The sequence below is a fragment of the Streptomyces diversicolor genome (assembly GCF_057537855.1).
Map to the genome: position 1 here is coordinate 1 of NZ_BAAJXA010000046.1, position 17,407 is coordinate 17,407.

At 71.5% G+C, this 17,407-nt stretch carries 16 protein-coding genes; 13 read left to right on the plus strand and 3 right to left on the minus strand.

Annotation, left to right across the window (positions count from 1 at the left end; genetic code table 11):
- Window positions 1-61: 61 nt before the first annotated feature.
- The 8 genes from AC27LF_RS37355 (at window position 62) to AC27LF_RS37390 (ending at window position 7,165) form a co-directional block, all read left to right on the plus strand.
- Window positions 62-706 (plus strand): HAD family hydrolase, encoded by a 645-nt coding sequence (locus AC27LF_RS37355; protein WP_479661092.1) that lies wholly within the window; start codon window positions 62-64, stop codon window positions 704-706.
- Between the two features lie 89 nt (window positions 707-795).
- Window positions 796-2,040 (plus strand): MFS transporter, encoded by a 1,245-nt coding sequence (locus AC27LF_RS37360; protein WP_479661091.1) that lies wholly within the window; start codon window positions 796-798, stop codon window positions 2,038-2,040.
- Window positions 1,991-3,163, plus strand: a complete 1,173-nt coding sequence (locus AC27LF_RS37365) for an acetoin utilization protein AcuC (RefSeq protein ID WP_479661090.1) — start codon at window positions 1,991-1,993, stop codon at window positions 3,161-3,163. The genes AC27LF_RS37360 and AC27LF_RS37365 overlap by 50 nt, the downstream gene beginning before the upstream one ends.
- Window positions 3,164-3,480: 317 nt before the next feature.
- Window positions 3,481-4,296 carry a phosphatase gene (locus AC27LF_RS37370; RefSeq protein WP_479661089.1) on the plus strand — a complete coding sequence of 272 codons (816 nt, stop codon included), beginning with the start codon at window positions 3,481-3,483 and terminating at the stop codon, window positions 4,294-4,296.
- A gap of 129 nt (window positions 4,297-4,425) precedes the next feature.
- Window positions 4,426-4,635, plus strand: a complete 210-nt coding sequence (locus AC27LF_RS37375; RefSeq protein ID WP_067299677.1) for a helix-turn-helix domain-containing protein — start codon at window positions 4,426-4,428, stop codon at window positions 4,633-4,635.
- Between the two features lie 132 nt (window positions 4,636-4,767).
- Entirely contained in the window at window positions 4,768-4,866 is a 99-nt protein-coding gene (locus AC27LF_RS37380) for a 30S ribosomal protein bS22 (RefSeq protein ID WP_003948845.1), read from the plus strand.
- 179 nt (window positions 4,867-5,045) lie between these two features.
- The gene (locus AC27LF_RS37385) at window positions 5,046-6,107 is read left to right on the plus strand and encodes an NAD-dependent epimerase/dehydratase family protein (RefSeq protein ID WP_479661094.1); all 1,062 of its coding nucleotides are present in this window, start codon (window positions 5,046-5,048) and stop codon (window positions 6,105-6,107) included.
- A 14-nt stretch (window positions 6,108-6,121) separates the two neighbouring features.
- Window positions 6,122-7,165 carry a lysophospholipid acyltransferase family protein gene (locus AC27LF_RS37390; protein WP_479661088.1) on the plus strand — a complete coding sequence of 348 codons (1,044 nt, stop codon included), beginning with the start codon at window positions 6,122-6,124 and terminating at the stop codon, window positions 7,163-7,165.
- A 209-nt stretch (window positions 7,166-7,374) separates the two neighbouring features.
- Here the strand turns inward: AC27LF_RS37390 and AC27LF_RS37395 are convergent, their stop codons facing one another.
- The 3 genes from AC27LF_RS37395 to AC27LF_RS37405 form a co-directional block, all read right to left on the minus strand.
- Window positions 7,375-8,583, minus strand: a complete 1,209-nt coding sequence (locus AC27LF_RS37395; protein WP_479661087.1) for a DUF5667 domain-containing protein — start codon at window positions 8,581-8,583, stop codon at window positions 7,375-7,377.
- A gap of 247 nt (window positions 8,584-8,830) precedes the next feature.
- Window positions 8,831-9,664 carry an ECF subfamily RNA polymerase sigma factor, BldN family gene (locus tag AC27LF_RS37400; RefSeq protein ID WP_404034150.1) on the minus strand — a complete coding sequence of 278 codons (834 nt, stop codon included), beginning with the start codon at window positions 9,662-9,664 and terminating at the stop codon, window positions 8,831-8,833.
- 374 nt (window positions 9,665-10,038) lie between these two features.
- Window positions 10,039-10,995, minus strand: coding sequence for an HAD family hydrolase (locus AC27LF_RS37405; protein ID WP_479661086.1), 957 nt, complete (start codon window positions 10,993-10,995; stop codon window positions 10,039-10,041).
- Between the two features lie 129 nt (window positions 10,996-11,124).
- On the opposite strand from AC27LF_RS37405, the gene AC27LF_RS37410 reads away from it, so the two are divergent.
- The 5 genes from AC27LF_RS37410 (at window position 11,125) to AC27LF_RS37430 (ending at window position 16,995) form a co-directional block, all read left to right on the plus strand.
- Window positions 11,125-11,406 carry a glutaredoxin family protein gene (locus AC27LF_RS37410; RefSeq protein WP_404034154.1) on the plus strand — a complete coding sequence of 94 codons (282 nt, stop codon included), beginning with the start codon at window positions 11,125-11,127 and terminating at the stop codon, window positions 11,404-11,406.
- Between the two features lie 369 nt (window positions 11,407-11,775).
- Complete coding sequence (locus AC27LF_RS37415) at window positions 11,776-12,537, plus strand: redox-sensing transcriptional repressor Rex (protein WP_479661085.1); 762 nt, start codon at window positions 11,776-11,778, stop codon at window positions 12,535-12,537.
- Window positions 12,534-14,333 carry a glutamyl-tRNA reductase gene (locus tag AC27LF_RS37420; protein WP_479661084.1) on the plus strand — a complete coding sequence of 600 codons (1,800 nt, stop codon included), beginning with the start codon at window positions 12,534-12,536 and terminating at the stop codon, window positions 14,331-14,333. Before AC27LF_RS37415 ends, AC27LF_RS37420 begins: the two co-directional genes overlap by 4 nt.
- Entirely contained in the window at window positions 14,330-15,292 is a 963-nt protein-coding gene (gene hemC / locus AC27LF_RS37425) for a hydroxymethylbilane synthase (protein WP_479661083.1), read from the plus strand. The genes AC27LF_RS37420 and hemC overlap by 4 nt, the downstream gene beginning before the upstream one ends.
- A complete protein-coding gene (locus tag AC27LF_RS37430; protein WP_404034162.1) occupies window positions 15,289-16,995 on the plus strand; it encodes a bifunctional uroporphyrinogen-III C-methyltransferase/uroporphyrinogen-III synthase in 1,707 nt (568 codons plus the stop codon). The genes hemC and AC27LF_RS37430 overlap by 4 nt, the downstream gene beginning before the upstream one ends.
- Window positions 16,996-17,407 lie beyond the last annotated feature (412 nt).

Consider the following 17,407-nt stretch of genomic DNA (forward strand, 5'->3'; position numbering starts at 1 on the left):
TAATCGTGGGAAAACCCCCGTGCCTTTTGGCACGGGGGTTTTCTGCGTTTAGGGTCGGACCATGCGCTATGACCTGGTCATCTTCGACAACGACGGTGTGCTCGTGGACAGCGAGCCCATCTCCAACCGGCTGCTGGCCGCCTATCTCACCGAACTGGGTCATCCGACCTCCTACGAGGACTCCCTGCGGGACTACATGGGGGCCGCCATGCACCGCGTGCACGACCTGGTGGCGGAGCGGACCGGGCAGCGGTTGCCCGCGGACTTCGACGACGTCTTCCACGCGCGTGTGTTCGCCGCGTTCGAGCGGGAGCTGAAGCCGGTCAGCGGGGTCGTCGGCGTGCTGGAGAAGCTGGCAGCGGACGGGGTGCCGTACTGCGTGGCGTCCTCCGGGAGCCATGAGCGGATCCGGGTGGGGCATCGGGCGACCGGGCTCGACAAGTGGTTCGAGGACTCCAGGATCTTCAGCTCGCAGGACGTGGGGCGCGGAAAGCCGGCGCCTGATCTGTTCCTGTACGCGGCCGAGCGGATGGGGGTCGCGCCGCGACGGTGTGTCGTCGTGGAGGACAGCCCGCTGGGCGTGCGGGCGGCCGTCGCGGCCGGGATGGACGTGTACGGATTCACCGCCATGACCCCACCGGCGAAGCTGACCGGTGCCGGACAACTCTTCTCCGACATGCGGGAGTTGGCCGACCTGCTGATATGAGCCCGGGCAGCCGTCCCGGGTGAAGATGAGGGAAATTCACCTTTGGCTGGATCTACCCACGGGTATCCCGGAGCCCTACGCTCGCGGCCATGACAGATGTGCTGCGGCGCGGCAGGGCCTCGTTGGCGTTCGGCTTCTTCGCCCAGGGCGCCGCCTTCGCCCTCCTCGTCACGCGCATCCCGGCCATCCAGGACCGGTACGGCGTCTCCGACGCGCTGCTGCCCGTCTTCCTGGCCGCCGTACCGGTCCTCGCCGGGGTCGGCAGCGTGACCACCGAGCAGCTGGTGAAGCGGATACGGCCCAGCCGAGTGCTGCGCTGGTCCCAGCCGTTGGTGCTGCTGGCGCTGCTCGCCGTAGGCGCCGGCGGCGAGCTTGCCTGGCTCGCGGTGGCGCTGGCGACGTTCGGGCTGGCCGTCGGCGCGCTGGACGCCTCGATGAACATGCTCGGGGTGAGCCTGCAACGGGCGTACGGGCGCAGCATCATGCTGAGCTTCCATGCCGTGTTCAGCCTGGGCGGGATCGTGGGCGCCTCGCTGGCCTGGGCGGGTGCGCACTGGCAGTTGGCGCTGTGGGTGTCGTACCTGCCGGTGGTGGCCGTGCTGCTGCCGGCGGTCCTGGTGGGCAGCCGGTGGTACCTGGACGGCGATCCGGCGCCCGCGGCGGACGGGACCGGTGGCGCCGGCCCGGAGGAGGGGCAGGACGGAGCGGGGGGCGGGGGCGTCGTCTTCCGTGTGCTGCTTCCGCTGTGTCTGGTGATGACCTTCGCGTACATCGGGGACTCGACCGTGTCCAACTGGAGCGCGAAGTACCTGAAGGACGTGCTGGGGAGTTCGGAGCAGCTGGCGACGGTTCCGTACAACGTGTACATGGTGACGACACTGGTGGGCCGGTCCATGGGGGACCTCGGGGTGCGGCGGTTCGGGGCGGCGGCGGTCGTACGGCTGGGGTCGCTGGTGGCGGCTGCCGGGTTCGCGGTGGTGTCGGCCGCGCCGGGCGCATGGGTCGGGATGCTCGGCTTCACCCTGCTGGGGCTGGGTCTGTGCGTGCTGGTGCCGCAGACGTTCGCGGCGGCGGGGCGGCTGTTCCCGGGGGCCTCGGACGCGGCGATCGCCCGGCTGAACATCTTCAACTACGTGGGTTTTCTGATCGGTTCGCCGTTGGTGGGGGTGCTCGGCGACGCCTGGGGCTACCGCTGGGCGATGCTTGTGCCGATGGTGTTGGTGCTGGTGACGTCGGTGTACGCCGGGTCGTTCGAGGCTCGGCCGGACCGATACGGTGGCCGGCATGAGCGGCCGCGCACAGCTGATGTGGGACGAGGCAGTAACGGGCTATGACTTCGGCCCGGACCATCCGATGGACCCGGTCCGGCTGGAGCTGACCCGCAGACTGGTGGGCGCCTTCGGGCTCGACCGCGTGGCGCAGGTCGTCGCGGCGAAGGCGGCGGGGGAGTCCACGCTGCGGCTGGTCCACCGGGAGGACTACATCGAGGCGGTGAAGGCGGCCTCGGCGGACCCCGGGTCGGCGGACGGTTCCTACGGACTGGGCACGGTGGACGATCCCGCGTTCGCCGGGATGCACGAGGTGTCCGCGCTGATCGCCGGGCAGTCGGTGGCGGCAGCGGAGGCGGTGTGGCACGGGGACGCGGTGCACGCGGTGAACTTCGCGGGCGGGCTGCACCATGCGATGCCCGGGGCCGCGTCGGGGTTCTGCATCTACAACGACGCCGCGCTGGCGATCGCGCGGCTGCTGGAGCTGGGGGCCGAGCGGATCGCGTACGTGGACGTGGACGTGCACCACGGGGACGGGGTGCAGGCGGCGTTCTGGGAGGATCCGCGGGTGCTGACGATCTCGCTGCACGAACACCCGCGGACGCTGTTCCCGCAGACCGGGTGGCCGGAGGAGACCGGGGCTGAGTCGGCGGCGGGGTCCGCGGTGAACCTGGCGCTGCCGGCCGGTACCGGGGACGAGGGGTGGCTGCGGGCGTTCCACGCCGTGGTGCCGGAACTGGTGGCCGACTTCCGGCCCGATGTGCTGGTGACGCAGCACGGGGCCGACACGCACTTCGAGGACCCGCTGGCCCATCTGGCGGTCTCGCTGGACGCGCAGCGGGCGGTGCAGGTGGCGTGCCATGACCTGGCGCACGAGTACGCGGGCGGGCGGTGGGTGGCGCTCGGTGGGGGCGGGTACGAGGTGGTGGACGTCGTGCCGCGCTCGTGGACGCATCTGGTGGGGATCGCGGCGGGGCGTCCCGTGGCGCCGGAGACCGTGATCCCCGAGGGGTGGCGGCAGGATGTCTACGCCCGTACGCGGCAGTTGGGGCCGATGCGGATGACCGACGGGCGTTGGCCTGTGTCGTGGGCCGACTGGGAGTCCGGGTACGATCCGGCCGACCGGCTGGACCAGGCGGTACGGGCGACCCGGCGGGCGGTGTTCCCGCTGCGGGGTCTTTTGGCGTAGGCGTAAGCGCTCCGCTGGGGGCCGTGACGGGTTGTCGTTCGGCTGCGGCTTCGTTGTGGCTGGTCGCGCAGTTCCCCGCGCCCCTGTCGGGGCGACACCCGCCGTCGTTCGGGTGCGGGAGTGTTGTGGCTTGTTGCGCCTGCGCGGCGGAGCCGCATATTGATACAGCCCCGCGCCCCTTTGGGGCGCGCCTGCGCGGCGGAGTCGCAAAGCAATACAGCCCCGCGCCCCTTTGGGGTGCTGGTGGGGTTGGGCCATGTGTGGGGTTGTTGGGGGTTTGGGGGGTGGTGGGGGGCTGGGGGCGTCAGGATCGAGGGGTGTTGAGTGTGGGAGCGCTTCGCGCGCATCTGTTGGCCGCTCGTATCGCCGGGCCGGTGGCCACCTCGCGGGAGGAGAGCCTGCGGAGCTATCGGCTCTTCGCGGCCCGCGATCCCCGTGTGCTGATCGGGATCGATCCCGAACTGACTTGGGGACAGCCCGAGTTGATCGAGCTGATGGCGAGGAGATGCGGGGTCTCGGCTGATCCCCGGCACACGTCCGGCCATGATGTGATTGACCCGGAGCTGACCCTGGCCGCGCTGGACGCCTTCGCGGAGCGCATCGCGGTCGCGGCCCGGCGCGGTGCCCCGGTGCTGTTCGGCACCGGGCACCCGCACTGTCTGCTCGGGTTCTACGCAGCCTTGGCGGACGCCCTGTCGGCGGCGGGATGTGACGTCCTCACCCCCGCGCAGGGTCGCCGTGTCGACATAACGACCCGGTTCGGACTACGTACCCACAACCTTGATTACGTACGGGGAGTCGCGCTGGTCCGGCCGGCCGGTGCCGAACGCCCCGGTGGTGAGCCCGGCGCGCACACCCACTCCCCGCTGCCGGTTCGTACCGTGCTGGCCGCCGCGGCGGAGGCCGGCGGGCCGCTGCCCGAGCTGGTGATCGGAGACCACGGCTGGGTCTGCGGAGCAGGTCAACTGGGGTTCGAGGCGATGGGTCTCGCGGACACCGACGACCCGGCGCCGTTCGTGGGTGAGGCCGAGGGGCGGGTGTCCGTGGTCGTTCCACTTGATGACGCGGTGCGGTCTGCTTACTACAGCCCGCTTACCCGCTACGTACTCAATCGAGCGTGTCTGTCACAGTAGGCCGCCGATGGGTGCACCTCTTCCCCACTCGCATCACCCGCATCTAGTCTGGGGAGTGAGCACGCAGCGACGAAGAGTCACCGGAAGGGGAAGCCGGTGGCCGTCGAGTGCGGAAGGTTCAGGTGTGTCATGGCTGCTGGCGAGAGGCCTCTGAACGAGGTCGTATTCCTTACCGTGGCGGAGGTCGCCGCGGTGATGCGCGTGTCGAAGATGACCGTGTACCGGTTGGTGCACAGCGGTCATCTGCCCGCGATCCGGGTCGGACGGTCGTTCCGTGTCCCGGAGCAAGCGGTCCACGAGTACCTCCGCGAGAGCTATGTGGGGGTCGAAACGGCTTGACGGCGGCTCCGGGTGACCGCCCGGAGCACCTCGATTACGACCTCAGCCCTCGGGCGGGTAGGCTAGCCCCTCGTAGGTCGTATGGGCCCATGGCGCCCAGCACCGAGTGATGAGAAGTGAGCGAGGGTAGTCGTGGGCTCTGTTATCAAGAAGCGACGCAAGCGGATGGCGAAGAAGAAGCACCGCAAGCTGCTCAAGCGCACGCGCGTTCAGCGTCGTAACAAGAAGTAAGGTTCGACGCGAGCCGCGAGAGCTGCGTCTGTGGCCCCCCACCGGGAGCGGTGGGGGGCCACAGGCATATTCCGACTGGGGAATTTCCGCCGCCCCCGGCATCGGGTGGTCATCACAGCGCAACGTCGACCCGCTAAGTTGACTCGAACACGGGGACATACGGAAGAAAGGCGCTGATGTTGGGGAAGGTCGTGCTCGTGACCGGCGTGGCCCGGCAGCTGGGCGGCCGTTTCGTCCGGCGGATCCAGCGTGACCCCCAGGTGGACCGGGTCGTCGCCGTGGACGCGGTGCCGCCCGAGCACCACCTCGGCGGGGCCGACTTCATCCAGGCCGACATCCGGCAGCCCACCATCGCCCGCGTCCTCGCCGAGACCGGCGCCGACACGGTCGTACACCTGGACGTGACGGGCATGGCGCTGGGCAGCGGCAGCCGGGCCACGGTCAAGGAGACCAACGTCATCGGCACCATGCAGCTGCTCGGCGCCTGTCAGAAGTCGCCTGCCGTGCGGCGCCTGGTCGTCAAGTCCAGCACCAATGTGTACGGGTCGGCGTCCCGCGACCCGGCCGTGTTCACCGAGACCACCCCGCCCAAGTCGCTGCCCAGCGGGGGCTTCGCCAAGGACACGGTGGAGGTCGAGGGGTATGTGCGCGGCTTCGCGCGGCGGCGGCCCGACGTGGCCGTGTGCGTCCTGAGGTTCGCCAACATCCTGGGGCCCACCGCCGACACGCCTCTGGCCGCCTACTTCTCGCTGCCCGTCCTGCCGACCGTGTTCGGCTACGACCCGCGGCTGCAGTTCGTGCACGAGGACGACGTGATCGACGTACTGCGGATCGCCGCGCACGAACCGGCCCGGGGCACGCTCAACAGCGGCACCTTCAACATCGCAGGCGACGGTGTCCTGCTGCTCTCGCAGTGCTCCAGGCGCCTCGGGCGGCCCACGGTGCCGCTGCTGCTGCCCGCGGTCACCTGGACCGGTTCCTTGGTGCGTACCCTGGGCATGACGGACTTTTCACCCGAGCAGATCCGGTTGCTCACCCACGGCCGGGTCGTGTCGACGGACCAGATGCGCGAGACCCTCGGCTTCCGGCCGAAGTACACGACGGCGGAGACCTTCGCGGACTTCGCGCGCAGCCGCGGTCCCGGGCTGCTGCCGCCCGAGGCCCTGGCCGGGGCCGTCGACCGGATCGCCGCACTGTCCCTGCGGGGCGGCGGCCACCCCCAGACGCAGAGCGCCGATTGAGGAGCGCAGCAACGATGGCGGACGCCAAGGTCATTCCGTTCGACGACGACCGGTCCCGCGGATCCGCCGTGGCCCGGTCCACACGGCGCCGGAGCGCGGCCGGCCGGCGCTCGGGCGAGAGCGCGGTGGTGCGCGAGGTGCAGCCCCTGCCGGGACGGGCCCCGGCGCAGGACGACGTTCCCGTGACCGCGGAGGAACAGCCGCCGCAGCCGCGGGACCGCGGCCTGGAGCAGCGGGTGGCGAGCGGCCTGGCCTTTCTGCGCCGGCGGCTGACCGGGGACTACGAGGTCGACGACTTCGGCTACGACGAGGAGCTGACCGACCAGGTCCTGATGTCCGTGCTGCGCCCGGTGTACGAGAGATACTTCCGGGTCGATGTGAAGGGCATCGAGAACGTCCCGGCCGAGGGCGGCGCCCTGATCGTCGCCAACCACTCCGGGACGCTGCCGCTGGACGGGCTGATGATGCAGGTCGCCGTGCACGACCACCATCCGGCGGGCCGGCATCTGCGGCTGCTCGCGGCCGACCTGGTCTTCGTGCTGCCGGTGATCAATGAACTCGCCCGCAAGCTGGGCCACACCCTGGCCTGCACGGAGGACGCCGAGCGGCTGCTGGAGGCGGGGGAACTGGTCGGGGTGATGCCGGAGGGCTTCAAGGGCATCGGCAAGCCCTTCAGCGAGCGCTACAAGCTCCAGCGGTTCGGGCGGGGCGGCTTCGTCTCCACGGCGCTGCGCAAGGGCACTCCGATCGTCCCCTGCTCGATCGTCGGGGCGGAGGAGATCTACCCGATGATCGGCAATGCCAGGACCGTGGCGCGGCTGCTGGGCTTCCCGTACTTCCCGCTGACGCCGACCTTCCCGTGGCTGGGGCCGTTGGGTGCGGTCCCGTTGCCGACGAAGTGGACGATCCAGTTCGGCGAGCCGATCCCGACGGACGGCTATCCGCCGGAGGCCGCGGACGACCCGATGCTGATGTTCAACCTGACCGACCAGGTCCGCGAGCAGATCCAGCACACCCTGTACAAGCTGCTCGTGCAGCGCCGGTCGGTGTTCTTCTGAGGTCCTGCCGTCCCTGACCCGTGTCGCATGATGGTGGGCCCCTCACGGGAGGGGCCCACCATGGGGCGCTGCCGCCTCAGCAGGTCCAGTGAAGTCCGCTGCGGTTCGACAGCGCCCCGAAAGTCGAAAGGGGCGCGGGGAACTGCGCGACCAGCCACGACGGCGCCGCAGACGACCGACGGCACAGCGCGGCATCTCCAGCGGAGCGCTTAGTTCGCGTCCTCGCTGTCGATGCCCAGGCCGGGCAGCAGGCCCGGGAGCAGGGGCGGGAGGGTGACATCCGGCTCGCTGCTGGGGGTTCTGCTGGTGGACGGGGAGGCGCTGCCGCTGCTCTTCGGCGGGTCGAGCAGCCCGCCCGTGCTGCCCCCGAGCAGGCCCTCCTGGGTGCTGCCGGTGGCCGCGTCGCTCGGGCTGCTGCTGGAGTCACCGCCGGCGGCGGAGCCGTGACCGGCGCTGGGTGTGGTCGAGTGGTGGGTGCCGGAGGGGCTGTCGGACGGGGAGCCGGGGCCCTGCTGCGGCTCCCCGCCGGTCTTGGCGGGGTTCTGCGGGAGCAGGGACTGGAGCGGAGCGACCTCTTCGTCTATGGCGTCGAAGACCGACGAGACCTGGTCGCTGACATCCCCGAGCTGGACCGGGAGCCTGTCGCGCACATCGCCCCACACCTCCCGGTGGGAGCGCGAAAAGGTGGACAGGGCCTGGATGGGACCGAGCGAGTCGGGGTCGCGCTGGTACGCCTCGTGCAGCAGGCGGTGGCCCTCGGTGACGTCTTGCCGCATGCCCGACAGGGTGCGGCGGATCTCGCCGATCGACTCATGGTCGAGCCGGCCGCCGCGGCCGCGCTCCAGCAGCCGCCGGGCCTCGCTCAGCCGGGTCGACGCCTGGTCGAGGTAGGTCTGGCCGCGTTCGTCGTCCCCGTCGGTCAGGTAGTTGAGCTTGAACTCCTCGATGCCCCGCTTGAGGCCGTACAGCGAATCGCCGGGCAGGGCGTCGGAACTCGCGGCGGCGACGCCCCCGAAGGCTCCGGCGGCCACTCCGACGCTGAGTCCGCCCGCGGCCAGCCCCTTGGTCAGCCGGGTACGCGGTCGCAGCTTGCCCAGGGGGCCGGCCCGGTGCGCACCTGCGGCGCGATGCGATCGCTGTGCCGGCACCGTGGGATCGGCCGCGCCGCCCTCCTGCACCATGGCCTGCATCGCGGCCACGAGCTGGGCCCGTTGGACGACCTTGACCTCCGGGTCGAGGTGCGGTTTGGGCAGTGCGCCGAGTCCCGTGGCGAGGGCCAACAACTCGCCCTGCTCCGTCCGTTCGCCGGCCGGGGCCGGCGCCTCGGACTGCTCGGCCGCCGTGTCCCGGGCGGACTGCTCCTCCAGGGCCTGGGCGAAGGCGTTCGCCCGCCGGTGCGCCGATACGTTCGCGATCACTGGCGGCACCTCCTCTCGTCATGACGGTCGACTCCCCAGGGGGTCCTGAGGGTTGCACGCCCATGACCACTTCCACACGATCAGGTGATCAGGGTCGGCCATGACGTGACCACAGGGAGCCTGTATCCCGCACAACGACTGGCTCGGCACTTGGGTTACGGACGACGGATGATCGACTGGGAAAGGCAATGGGCTTTCGCTGAACGTGAGTTGGACATTGCACAGGGTGGCGACATCCGGCCGGACGTCAGCGTGCGTCGTCCGGCAGGAGCCGGGCGAGGGTGCGCACGGCCCGGTACTGGAGCGTCTTGATGGCGCCCTCGTTCTTGCCCATCACACGGGCGGTCTCCGCGACCGAGAGGCCCTGAAGGAAACGAAGCGTCACGCACTCCTGCTGCTGGGGGTTGAGTCGTCGTACGGCGTCGAGCAGGGCCGCGTTGGACAGGGACTCCAGGACGGAGTCCTCGGGGGATCGTTCCACCTCGTTGGCGTCGAGCATCTCGCCGGTGGTGACCTCCAGCCGGAAGCGGCTGGACTTGAAGTGGTCGGCGACCAGGTTGCGGGCGATCGTGACCAGCCAGGCGCCGAAGTCGCGGCCCTGCCAGGTGAAGGTGCCGATGCGGCGCAGGGCCCGCAGAAAGGTCTCGCTGGTGAGGTCTTCGGCGGTCGCCTTGCCGCCCACCCGGTAGTAGATGTAGCGGTACACGGTGTCGCTGTACTGGTCGTAGAGGCGGCCGAACGCCTCGGCCTCGCCGGCCTGCGCGCGCTCGACGAGGTCCATCATCCGGGCGCTGTCGCTGTCCGCGGCCGGCCGGCGGGCGGTGGCGGCGCCGGACGCGCGCCCTCGTCTGCCGGCCACCCGTCCGTCGCCCGAGCGCCGCCCCTCGACGACCGCGCTGCGCGCGGGCGCCTGCTCGATGCCGTCGGCGAGTGCGTAGCACGGGCCTACGGGGGCGGCGGTGGCGAAGGCAGGGACGGCGTGCGCGGCCGGGACGAGGCCGCGCAGCAGTTCTTGGGCCGTAGCGACCGTTGCGCGCAGCGTAGCCAGGCCCGAGGCGTCAACCCCGACGTGTGGGTACACGGGACTCCCAGAGGCAGAGCTTCCATCACGTGCAGTGCGGGACCGTTCACCCGTCGTGGCGACGGAAGGGGTACCGGTTTGCGTCTGAGGAGAATAACGCTTCGTACAGGTGCTGCTACGCCCAGTTGCTCAAATCATCGATTACGTCGCTTCCGTAACCGATTGACGCACTATCAAGTGTCGCAGAGTGACCGCTTGTTGATCAGAAAAGTGCGCGTTTCGGCGGAGTGGGGGGCGTGTTGGTGCGCGTGCGACATCATGCGGGCGCCGGGGCCCGGCGCCCCGCCTGTGGTGCGCCGGCGCCGACCGGTAGTGCGTCGGTGGTGTGCCGGCCCGGACCGGTGGCGCGTCGGTGGTGTGTCGGTGTCCGGGCGTCACCGGCGGCGCCGGTGGAGTGCGATCGCGGCGGCCGTGCCGCCCGCCACCGCGCCCACGCCCGCCGCCGCGGGGATGCCGACCTTCGCCGCCTTGCGGCCCGTGCGGTAGTCGCGCAGCCGCCAGTCCTTCTCGCGGGCGTGCTTGCGCAGCTTGGTGTCCGGGTTGATCGCGTAGGGGTGGCCGACCAGCGACAGCATCGGGATGTCGTTGTGCGAGTCGCTGTAGGCGGCGCACCGGGCGAGGTCCAGGCCCTCCGCCGCCGCCAGCGCGCGGACCGCCTCCGCCTTGGCCGGGCCGTGCAGCGGCTCGCCGACCAGCTTGCCGGTGTAGATCCCGTCGACGGACTCGGCGACCGTGCCGAGCGCGCCGGTCAGGCCGAGCCGGCGGGCGATGACCGTGGCGATCTCCACCGGGGCCGCCGTGACCAGCCACACCTTCTGGCCCGCGTCCAGATGGGCCTGGGCCAGCGCCCGGGTACCCGGCCAGATGCGTTCGGCCATGTACTCGTCGTAGATCTCCTCGCCGATCGACCGGAGCTCGGCGACACGGTGGCCCTTGACGATGGACAGCGCGGAGTCGCGGGCGTCCTGCATGTGCTCGGGATCCTCGACGCCGGCCAGCCGGAACCACGCCTGCTGCCAGGCGAACTTCGCGAGGTCGCGGGTCTCGAAGAACTTCCGCTTGTAGAGGCCCCGGCCGAAGTGGAACAGCGCGGCGCCCTGCATCACGGTGTTGTCCAGGTCGAAGAAGGCCGCGGCCTTGTCGTCGCCGAGCACCGGGAACTCGGGTTCCCGGGCGGCGGCGTCCGCGGTGTCCTGGGCGTCCTGGACGTCATGGACGTCCTGGGTGTCCTGCGAGGACTTGCGCGCTGCCTCCGCCGAGGCCTCGCCTGCCAACACGCTCCGCGCCGTGGCGGAGCGCCTACGGGGAGTGAGCCATCCGAGAGCGGCCATGGCGTGAGCATAGCCAGTTTGTTCGGTGCTTCCGGAGTCGAGAGGTTTGGTCGGTGTGAACTCTCCCCGACCGAGCCGTTAAAGAACCGAGGCGACTGCTGGTCCCGAAGTGACCGCGAGCGCGCGAGAATGGCCGGTATGAGTCCCCTCTTCCGCAGGAAGCCGGCCCCCGAGGACCGGCGCGTCACCCTGATCCGCAAGCCGGGATGTCATCTGTGCGATGACGCGCAAGCCGTGGTCGAGCGGGTGTGCGGCGAACTCGGAGTGCCCTGGGAGCAGCAGGACATCACCGAGGACGCGCGCCTGCACGAGCAGTACTGGGAGCAGATCCCGGTGGTGCTCGTCGACGGCGCACAGCACACCTTCTGGCGGGTGAACGAGGACCGGCTGCGGAAAGAACTGACCGGGTAGTCCGACGGTCCGGGAGGCGGTCGGAAGGCGGCCCGGAAGCGGCCGGGAGACGTCCGGGAAGCAGCCGGGAAAGCGGCCCTCGGCGGACGGGAAGCAGCCGGAAAAGTCGCCTAGGATCGAGCACGTTTGGTCTCGGGGGCGGGATTTCACTGAGGAGAGTGTTCGGTTTTGCCCCCATCGGGAGAACAGCATCGCCGCAGGTGCGCCGGTTCCATACGGACGCGCCCGGAGCGCGTGACCCCGGTCACGTTGGCCGGACAAATCGGACACCATCTTTGTGCACGCGTTCACAAAGACATAGCCTGCTGTGGACGGGGCGGTCCGGGGACGTATGACCGCCCGCAGCCCCGCTCTACCCGCAGGAGCACCGTGGCAACTGGCCGAACTCACCGACCGGCGACCCGTAGCCGAGGGATTCCCGAGGCCACCGTCGCCAGGCTTCCGCTGTACCTCCGCGCCCTGACGGCGCTGTCCGAGCGTTCGGTACCCACGGTCTCCTCGGAGGAGCTGGCCGCCGCCGCGGGGGTCAACTCCGCGAAGCTGCGCAAGGACTTCTCCTACCTCGGCTCCTACGGGACCCGGGGCGTGGGCTACGACGTCGAGTATCTCGTCTACCAGATCTCCCGCGAACTGGGCCTGACCCAGGACTGGCCGGTTGTGATCGTCGGCATCGGTAATCTGGGCGCCGCGCTGGCCAACTACGGCGGCTTCGCCTCGCGTGGCTTCCGGGTCGCCGCGCTCATCGACGCGGACCCGGCGATGGCCGGCAAGCCCGTCGCGGGCATCCCCGTGCAGCACACCGACGAACTTGAGCAGATCATCGAGGGCAACGGCGTGTCGATCGGCGTGATCGCCACCCCGGCGGGCGCCGCCCAGCAGGTCTGCGACCGTCTGGTCGCCGCCGGTGTCACCTCCATCCTGAACTTCGCGCCGACCGTGCTGTCCGTCCCGGACGGCGTCGACGTGCGCAAGGTCGACCTCTCCATCGAGCTGCAGATCCTCGCCTTCCACGAGCAGCGCAAGGCAGGCGAGGAGGCCACGCCCAACGGCGCGGGACCGGTCGCCGCCACCCGCGAGGAGTCCACCGACCAGGGGCCCGACGGGGACGTACCCGCCGTGATGCCGGCATGAGTCTCCTCGTCGTCGGGCTGAGCCACCGCAGCTCACCGGTCAGCGTCCTGGAACGGGCCGCGCTCACCGGGGACGCCCAGGTCAAGCTGTTGCAGGACACGGTCGCCGCCGAACCGGCCGCCGAGGCCGCGGTGCTCGCCACCTGCAACCGCATCGAGCTGTACGCGGACGTGGACAAGTTCCACGCCGGCGTCGCCGAGCTGTCCACGCTGCTCGCCCGGCACAGCGGGGTGGGCCTGGACGAGCTGACCCCCCACCTCTATGTGCACTACGAGGACCGGGCCGTGCACCACCTCTTCTCGGTGGCCTGCGGACTGGACTCGATGGTCGTCGGCGAGGGCCAGATCCTCGGCCAGATCAAGGACTCCCTGGCCAGGGCGCAGGAGCTGCACACCGCAGGCCGCCTGCTGAACGACCTGTTCCAGCAGGCGCTCAGGGTCGGCAAGCGCGCGCACTCCGAGACCGGCATCGACCGCGCCGGGCAGTCCCTGGTCAGCTTCGGCCTTGAGCAGCTGGCCGCGGGCACGGCGGTGCAGTCCTGGGCGCGCGGCAAGAAGGCGCTGGTCATCGGGGCCGGTTCGATGTCCTCGCTGGCCGCGGCCACGCTCGCGCGTGCCGGTGTCGCCGAGGTCGTCGTCGCCAACCGGACCGTGGAGCGCGCCGAGCGCCTTGCGCAGATCCTCGCGGCGGCCGGCGACACGGACGTGGTGGCCCGCGCGGTACCGATGGACGCGGTGCCGGCCGAGCTGGCACGTGCCGACGTCGCCGTCTCCTGCACCGGCGCGACCGGGCTCGTCCTGACGGCGGAGACCATCGCCGCGGGCGTCGAGGGCCGTACCGGCACGACCGCCGCGGGCGCCGACGGCCGTACGGCATCCGAAACCGCCGGGGCCACCCAGGCCGGGCCCCACGACGGCGCCCAAGGCCGAGGCCCCGTCGTGCGCGACACGGCGTCCGCGTCCGGGTCGGCCGGGTCGGCCGGGTCGGCCGGTGACGAGCGTGCGGAGAACTGCCCGCTGGACCTGTCGGCCGTGCAGGGCACCGCCGCCTTCTCCGTGCTGGGCGAGGCCGCCGTGGCCGGCATGGCCGCCGCCGAGCTGGAGCAGCACGCGGTCTGGGTCGACAAGGGCGACGCCACCGGCCGCGCACAGCGCGGGCCGGGCGGCGAGAGCGACCCGGCCGAGGACGCCGACGCCATCGCCGCGCTGGCCGCCACCGTCGCGGTGGCCGGCCGCGTACCCGAGCGCCGCAGGCCCGAACCGGTCGCCGCGGTGCCGCGTCCGGCGCCCGCCCTCTACCTCCTCGACCTCGCCATGCCCCGCGACATCGACGCGGCCGTGCACCGGCTGGCCGGGGTGCGGCTGGTGGACATCGAGTCGCTGGCCGAGGCGTCCGCGGACGCCCCGATGGCGGCCGACGTCGACCAGGTCAGGCGTATCGTCTCCGACGAGGTCGCCGCCTTCGGGGCCGCGCAGCGCGCGGCGCACATCACGCCGACCGTGGTCGCCCTGCGCACCATGGCCGCCGACGTCGTCGCGGGTGAGATCGCCCGGCTCCACGGACGACTGCCGGACCTGGACGAACGCCAGCGCGGTGAGATCAGACAGGCCGTGCACCGAGTGGTCGACAAGCTGCTGCACGCGCCGACCGTACGGGTCAAGCAGCTCGCGGCCGAGCCCGGCGGCGCCGGGTACGCGGACGCGCTGCGGACCCTGTTCGACCTCGACCCCGAGACGGTGGCCTCCGTCTCCCGGGCCGGGGAAAGCACAGACAAGAAGAACCGAGGGCCAGCATGAGCAAGACAGCGGCGCTGCGGCTCGGGACCAGGCGGAGCAAGCTCGCCCTGGCCCAGTCCGGGCAGGTGGCGGACGCCGTGAGCCGGATGACCGGACGGCCCGTGGAACTGGTCGAGATCACCACGTACGGCGACACCTCCCGGGAGCACCTGGCGCAGATCGGCGGCACGGGCGTGTTCGTGGCCGCGTTGCGCGAGGCGGTGCACCGGGGCGAGGTGGACCTCGCCGTGCACTCGCTCAAGGACCTGCCGACCACGCAACCCGACGCGCTGGCGCTGGCCGCCGTGCCCGGACGCGAGGACCCGCGCGATGTGATCGTCGCCCGGGACGCGCTCAAGCTCACCGACCTGCCCCGCGGGGCGCGCATCGGCACCGGCTCGCCGCGCCGCATGGCCCAGCTGAACGCGTACGCGCGCGGCCACGGGCTGGACATCGAGACGATACCGATACGCGGCAACGTCGACACCCGCATCGGATACGTCCGCGGCGGCGAGCTGGACGCCGTGGTGCTGGCCGCCGCCGGCCTGAGCCGCCTCGGCCGTATCGACGAGGCGACCGACTTCCTGTCGGTCGACACGGTTTTGCCCGCCCCCGGCCAGGGGGCCCTGGCGATCGAGTGTGCCGCGGACAACGCGGATCTGATCGCCCTGCTCGGCGAGCTCGACGACCCGTTCACGCGGGTCGCCGTCACCGCCGAGCGCTCACTGCTCGCCGCCCTGGAGGCCGGCTGCAGCGCCCCCGTGGGCGCGCTGGCCGACCTTTTGGCCGACGGGCAGATTGTCAAGGAAATGCGCCTGCGGGGGGTTGTCGGCACGACCGACGGTGCCCGCATGGTGCAGTTGTCCACCACCGGTCCCGTGCCCGAGACGGACGACCAGGCAGTGACGCTCGGTCGCGAACTCGCCACCGAGATGCTCGCCCAGGGCGCGGCCGGTCTGATGGGGGAGCGAGCACATTGAGCCCCACCACCCTTCCCGCCGGCCTTGAACTCGGTCACGTCACCTTCCTGGGTGCCGGACCCGGGGATCCGGGACTGCTGACGCTGCGCGCCGTGGAGGCGCTGGCGAACGCGGACGTCCTCGTCGTCGAGCACGACGTGCTGGACGTGGTCCGTGCCCACGCCAGACAGGGCGTCTCCGTCCTGCGCGTCGACGCGGATCCTTCCACTGATACGCAGCCGGGCCCGGGCACGTCTCAACGAGCGGTTGTTGACGCCGCGTCAACAACCGCTGCGGTCCCGCCGACGCGGGATGCCGCACATCTTGTCATGGAGGCCGCGCGGGGCGGCAGGCGGGTCGTGCGTGCGGTGTCCGGGGACCCCGGGCTCGACACGTACGCCGCCGAGGAGATGCTGGCGTGCGCCGCCGCCGGGGTGCCCTTCGAGGTGGTCCCCGGCATCGCGGCCGCGGTCGGCGTGCCCGCGTACGCGGGTGTTCCGCTGCGGGACGCGCAGGGCGCCGACGTCCGGTTCGTGGACGCCCGTACCGCCTCCGAGCGGTGCTGGACCGAGGTGGGCGCGTCGGACGGCACGGTCGTCGTGTCGACCTCGCTGGACTCGGTGGCCGCCGCGGCCGGTGAGCTGGTGGCCGCGGGCCGCAAGCCGGACACCCCGATGACGGTGACCGTCGCCGGCACGACGACCCGGCAGCGCACCTGGACCGCCACCCTGGGGACCATCGCGCAGACCCTGAAGCAGGCGAAGGTGCTGCCGTCGCCGGACGGCGGGCGGCCGGTGATAGCCGTGGTCGGTGAGCGTTCCGCCGCGGCCCAGCGCGACCAGTTGTCGTGGTTCGAGTCCAAGCCGCTGTTCGGCTGGCGGGTCCTCGTGCCGCGTACGAAGGAGCAGGCGGCGTCGCTCTCCGACCAGCTGCGGTCCTACGGGGCGGTGCCGCACGAGGTGCCGACGATCGCCGTCGAGCCGCCGCGGACGCCGCAGCAGATGGAGCGGGCCGTGAAGGGCCTGGTGACCGGGCGGTACGAGTGGATCGCCTTCACCTCCGTCAACGCCGTGAAGGCGGTGCGGGAGAAGTTCGAGGAGTACGGGCTCGACGCGCGGGCCTTCGCGGGGATCAAGGTCGCCGCGGTGGGGGAGCAGACGGCGAAGGCGCTGATCGCCTTCGGTGTGAAGCCGGACCTGGTGCCGAGCGGTGAGCAGTCGGCCGCGGGGCTCCTGGAGGACTGGCCGCCCTACGACCCGGTCTTCGACCCGATCGACCGGGTCTTCCTGCCGCGGGCCGACATCGCCACCGAGACCCTGGTGGCCGGGCTGATCGAACTGGGCTGGGAGGTCGACGACGTCACCGCCTACCGGACCGTGCGGGCCTCGCCGCCGCCGGCCGAGACCCGGGAGGCGATCAAGGGCGGTGGCTTTGACGCCGTGCTGTTCACGTCGTCCTCGACCGTGCGGAACCTGGTGGGCATCGCGGGCAAGCCGCACAACGTGACCGTGATCGCGTGTATCGGTCCCGCCACGGCGAAGACCGCCGAGGAGCACGGCCTGCGGGTGGACGTGATGGCTCCGGAGCCGTCCGTGCACCGGCTGGCGGAGGCGCTGGCGGACTTCGGCGCGCGGCGGCGCGCCGCCGCGCTGGAGGCCGGGGACCCGGTGACGCGGCCCAGCGAGCGGCGACCGGGGGCGCGCAGACGGCGCAACTCCGGCTGACGGCTCGCCCCTGGAACGGTTCGCCGTACCGCAGCGGAATGACTCCGACGCGGTACGGCGAACCGTTTCTGCGGAGGGGGTCGGGGCGGTGACGGTCCCCGCGGCCCGCGGTCAGGGCGCGGCCGCGTCGGCTCGTCGCGATGCGTCGGCTGCCGGTGAGCCGGGGCTGTCCGGGCAGCGGGTAGGCCCAGGGGATGAGCGCCATCCGGAGCACCAGCAGGGCCCCCGCCAGGGCGGCCAGTACGGCGACGCCCGCCAGGCCCCGGCGCCGTACTCTGCGGCCGGCACCGCTGCGGACCCCGCGCGGCTCCGTCCTGTCCGTGGTCATGATGTGTCCCCCCGGGCGCGTGAAGTGCAGGCCGAGTGATCCGGCGCCGCGGCCTGTCCGGCGGATTGAGCCGGTCCTGTCACC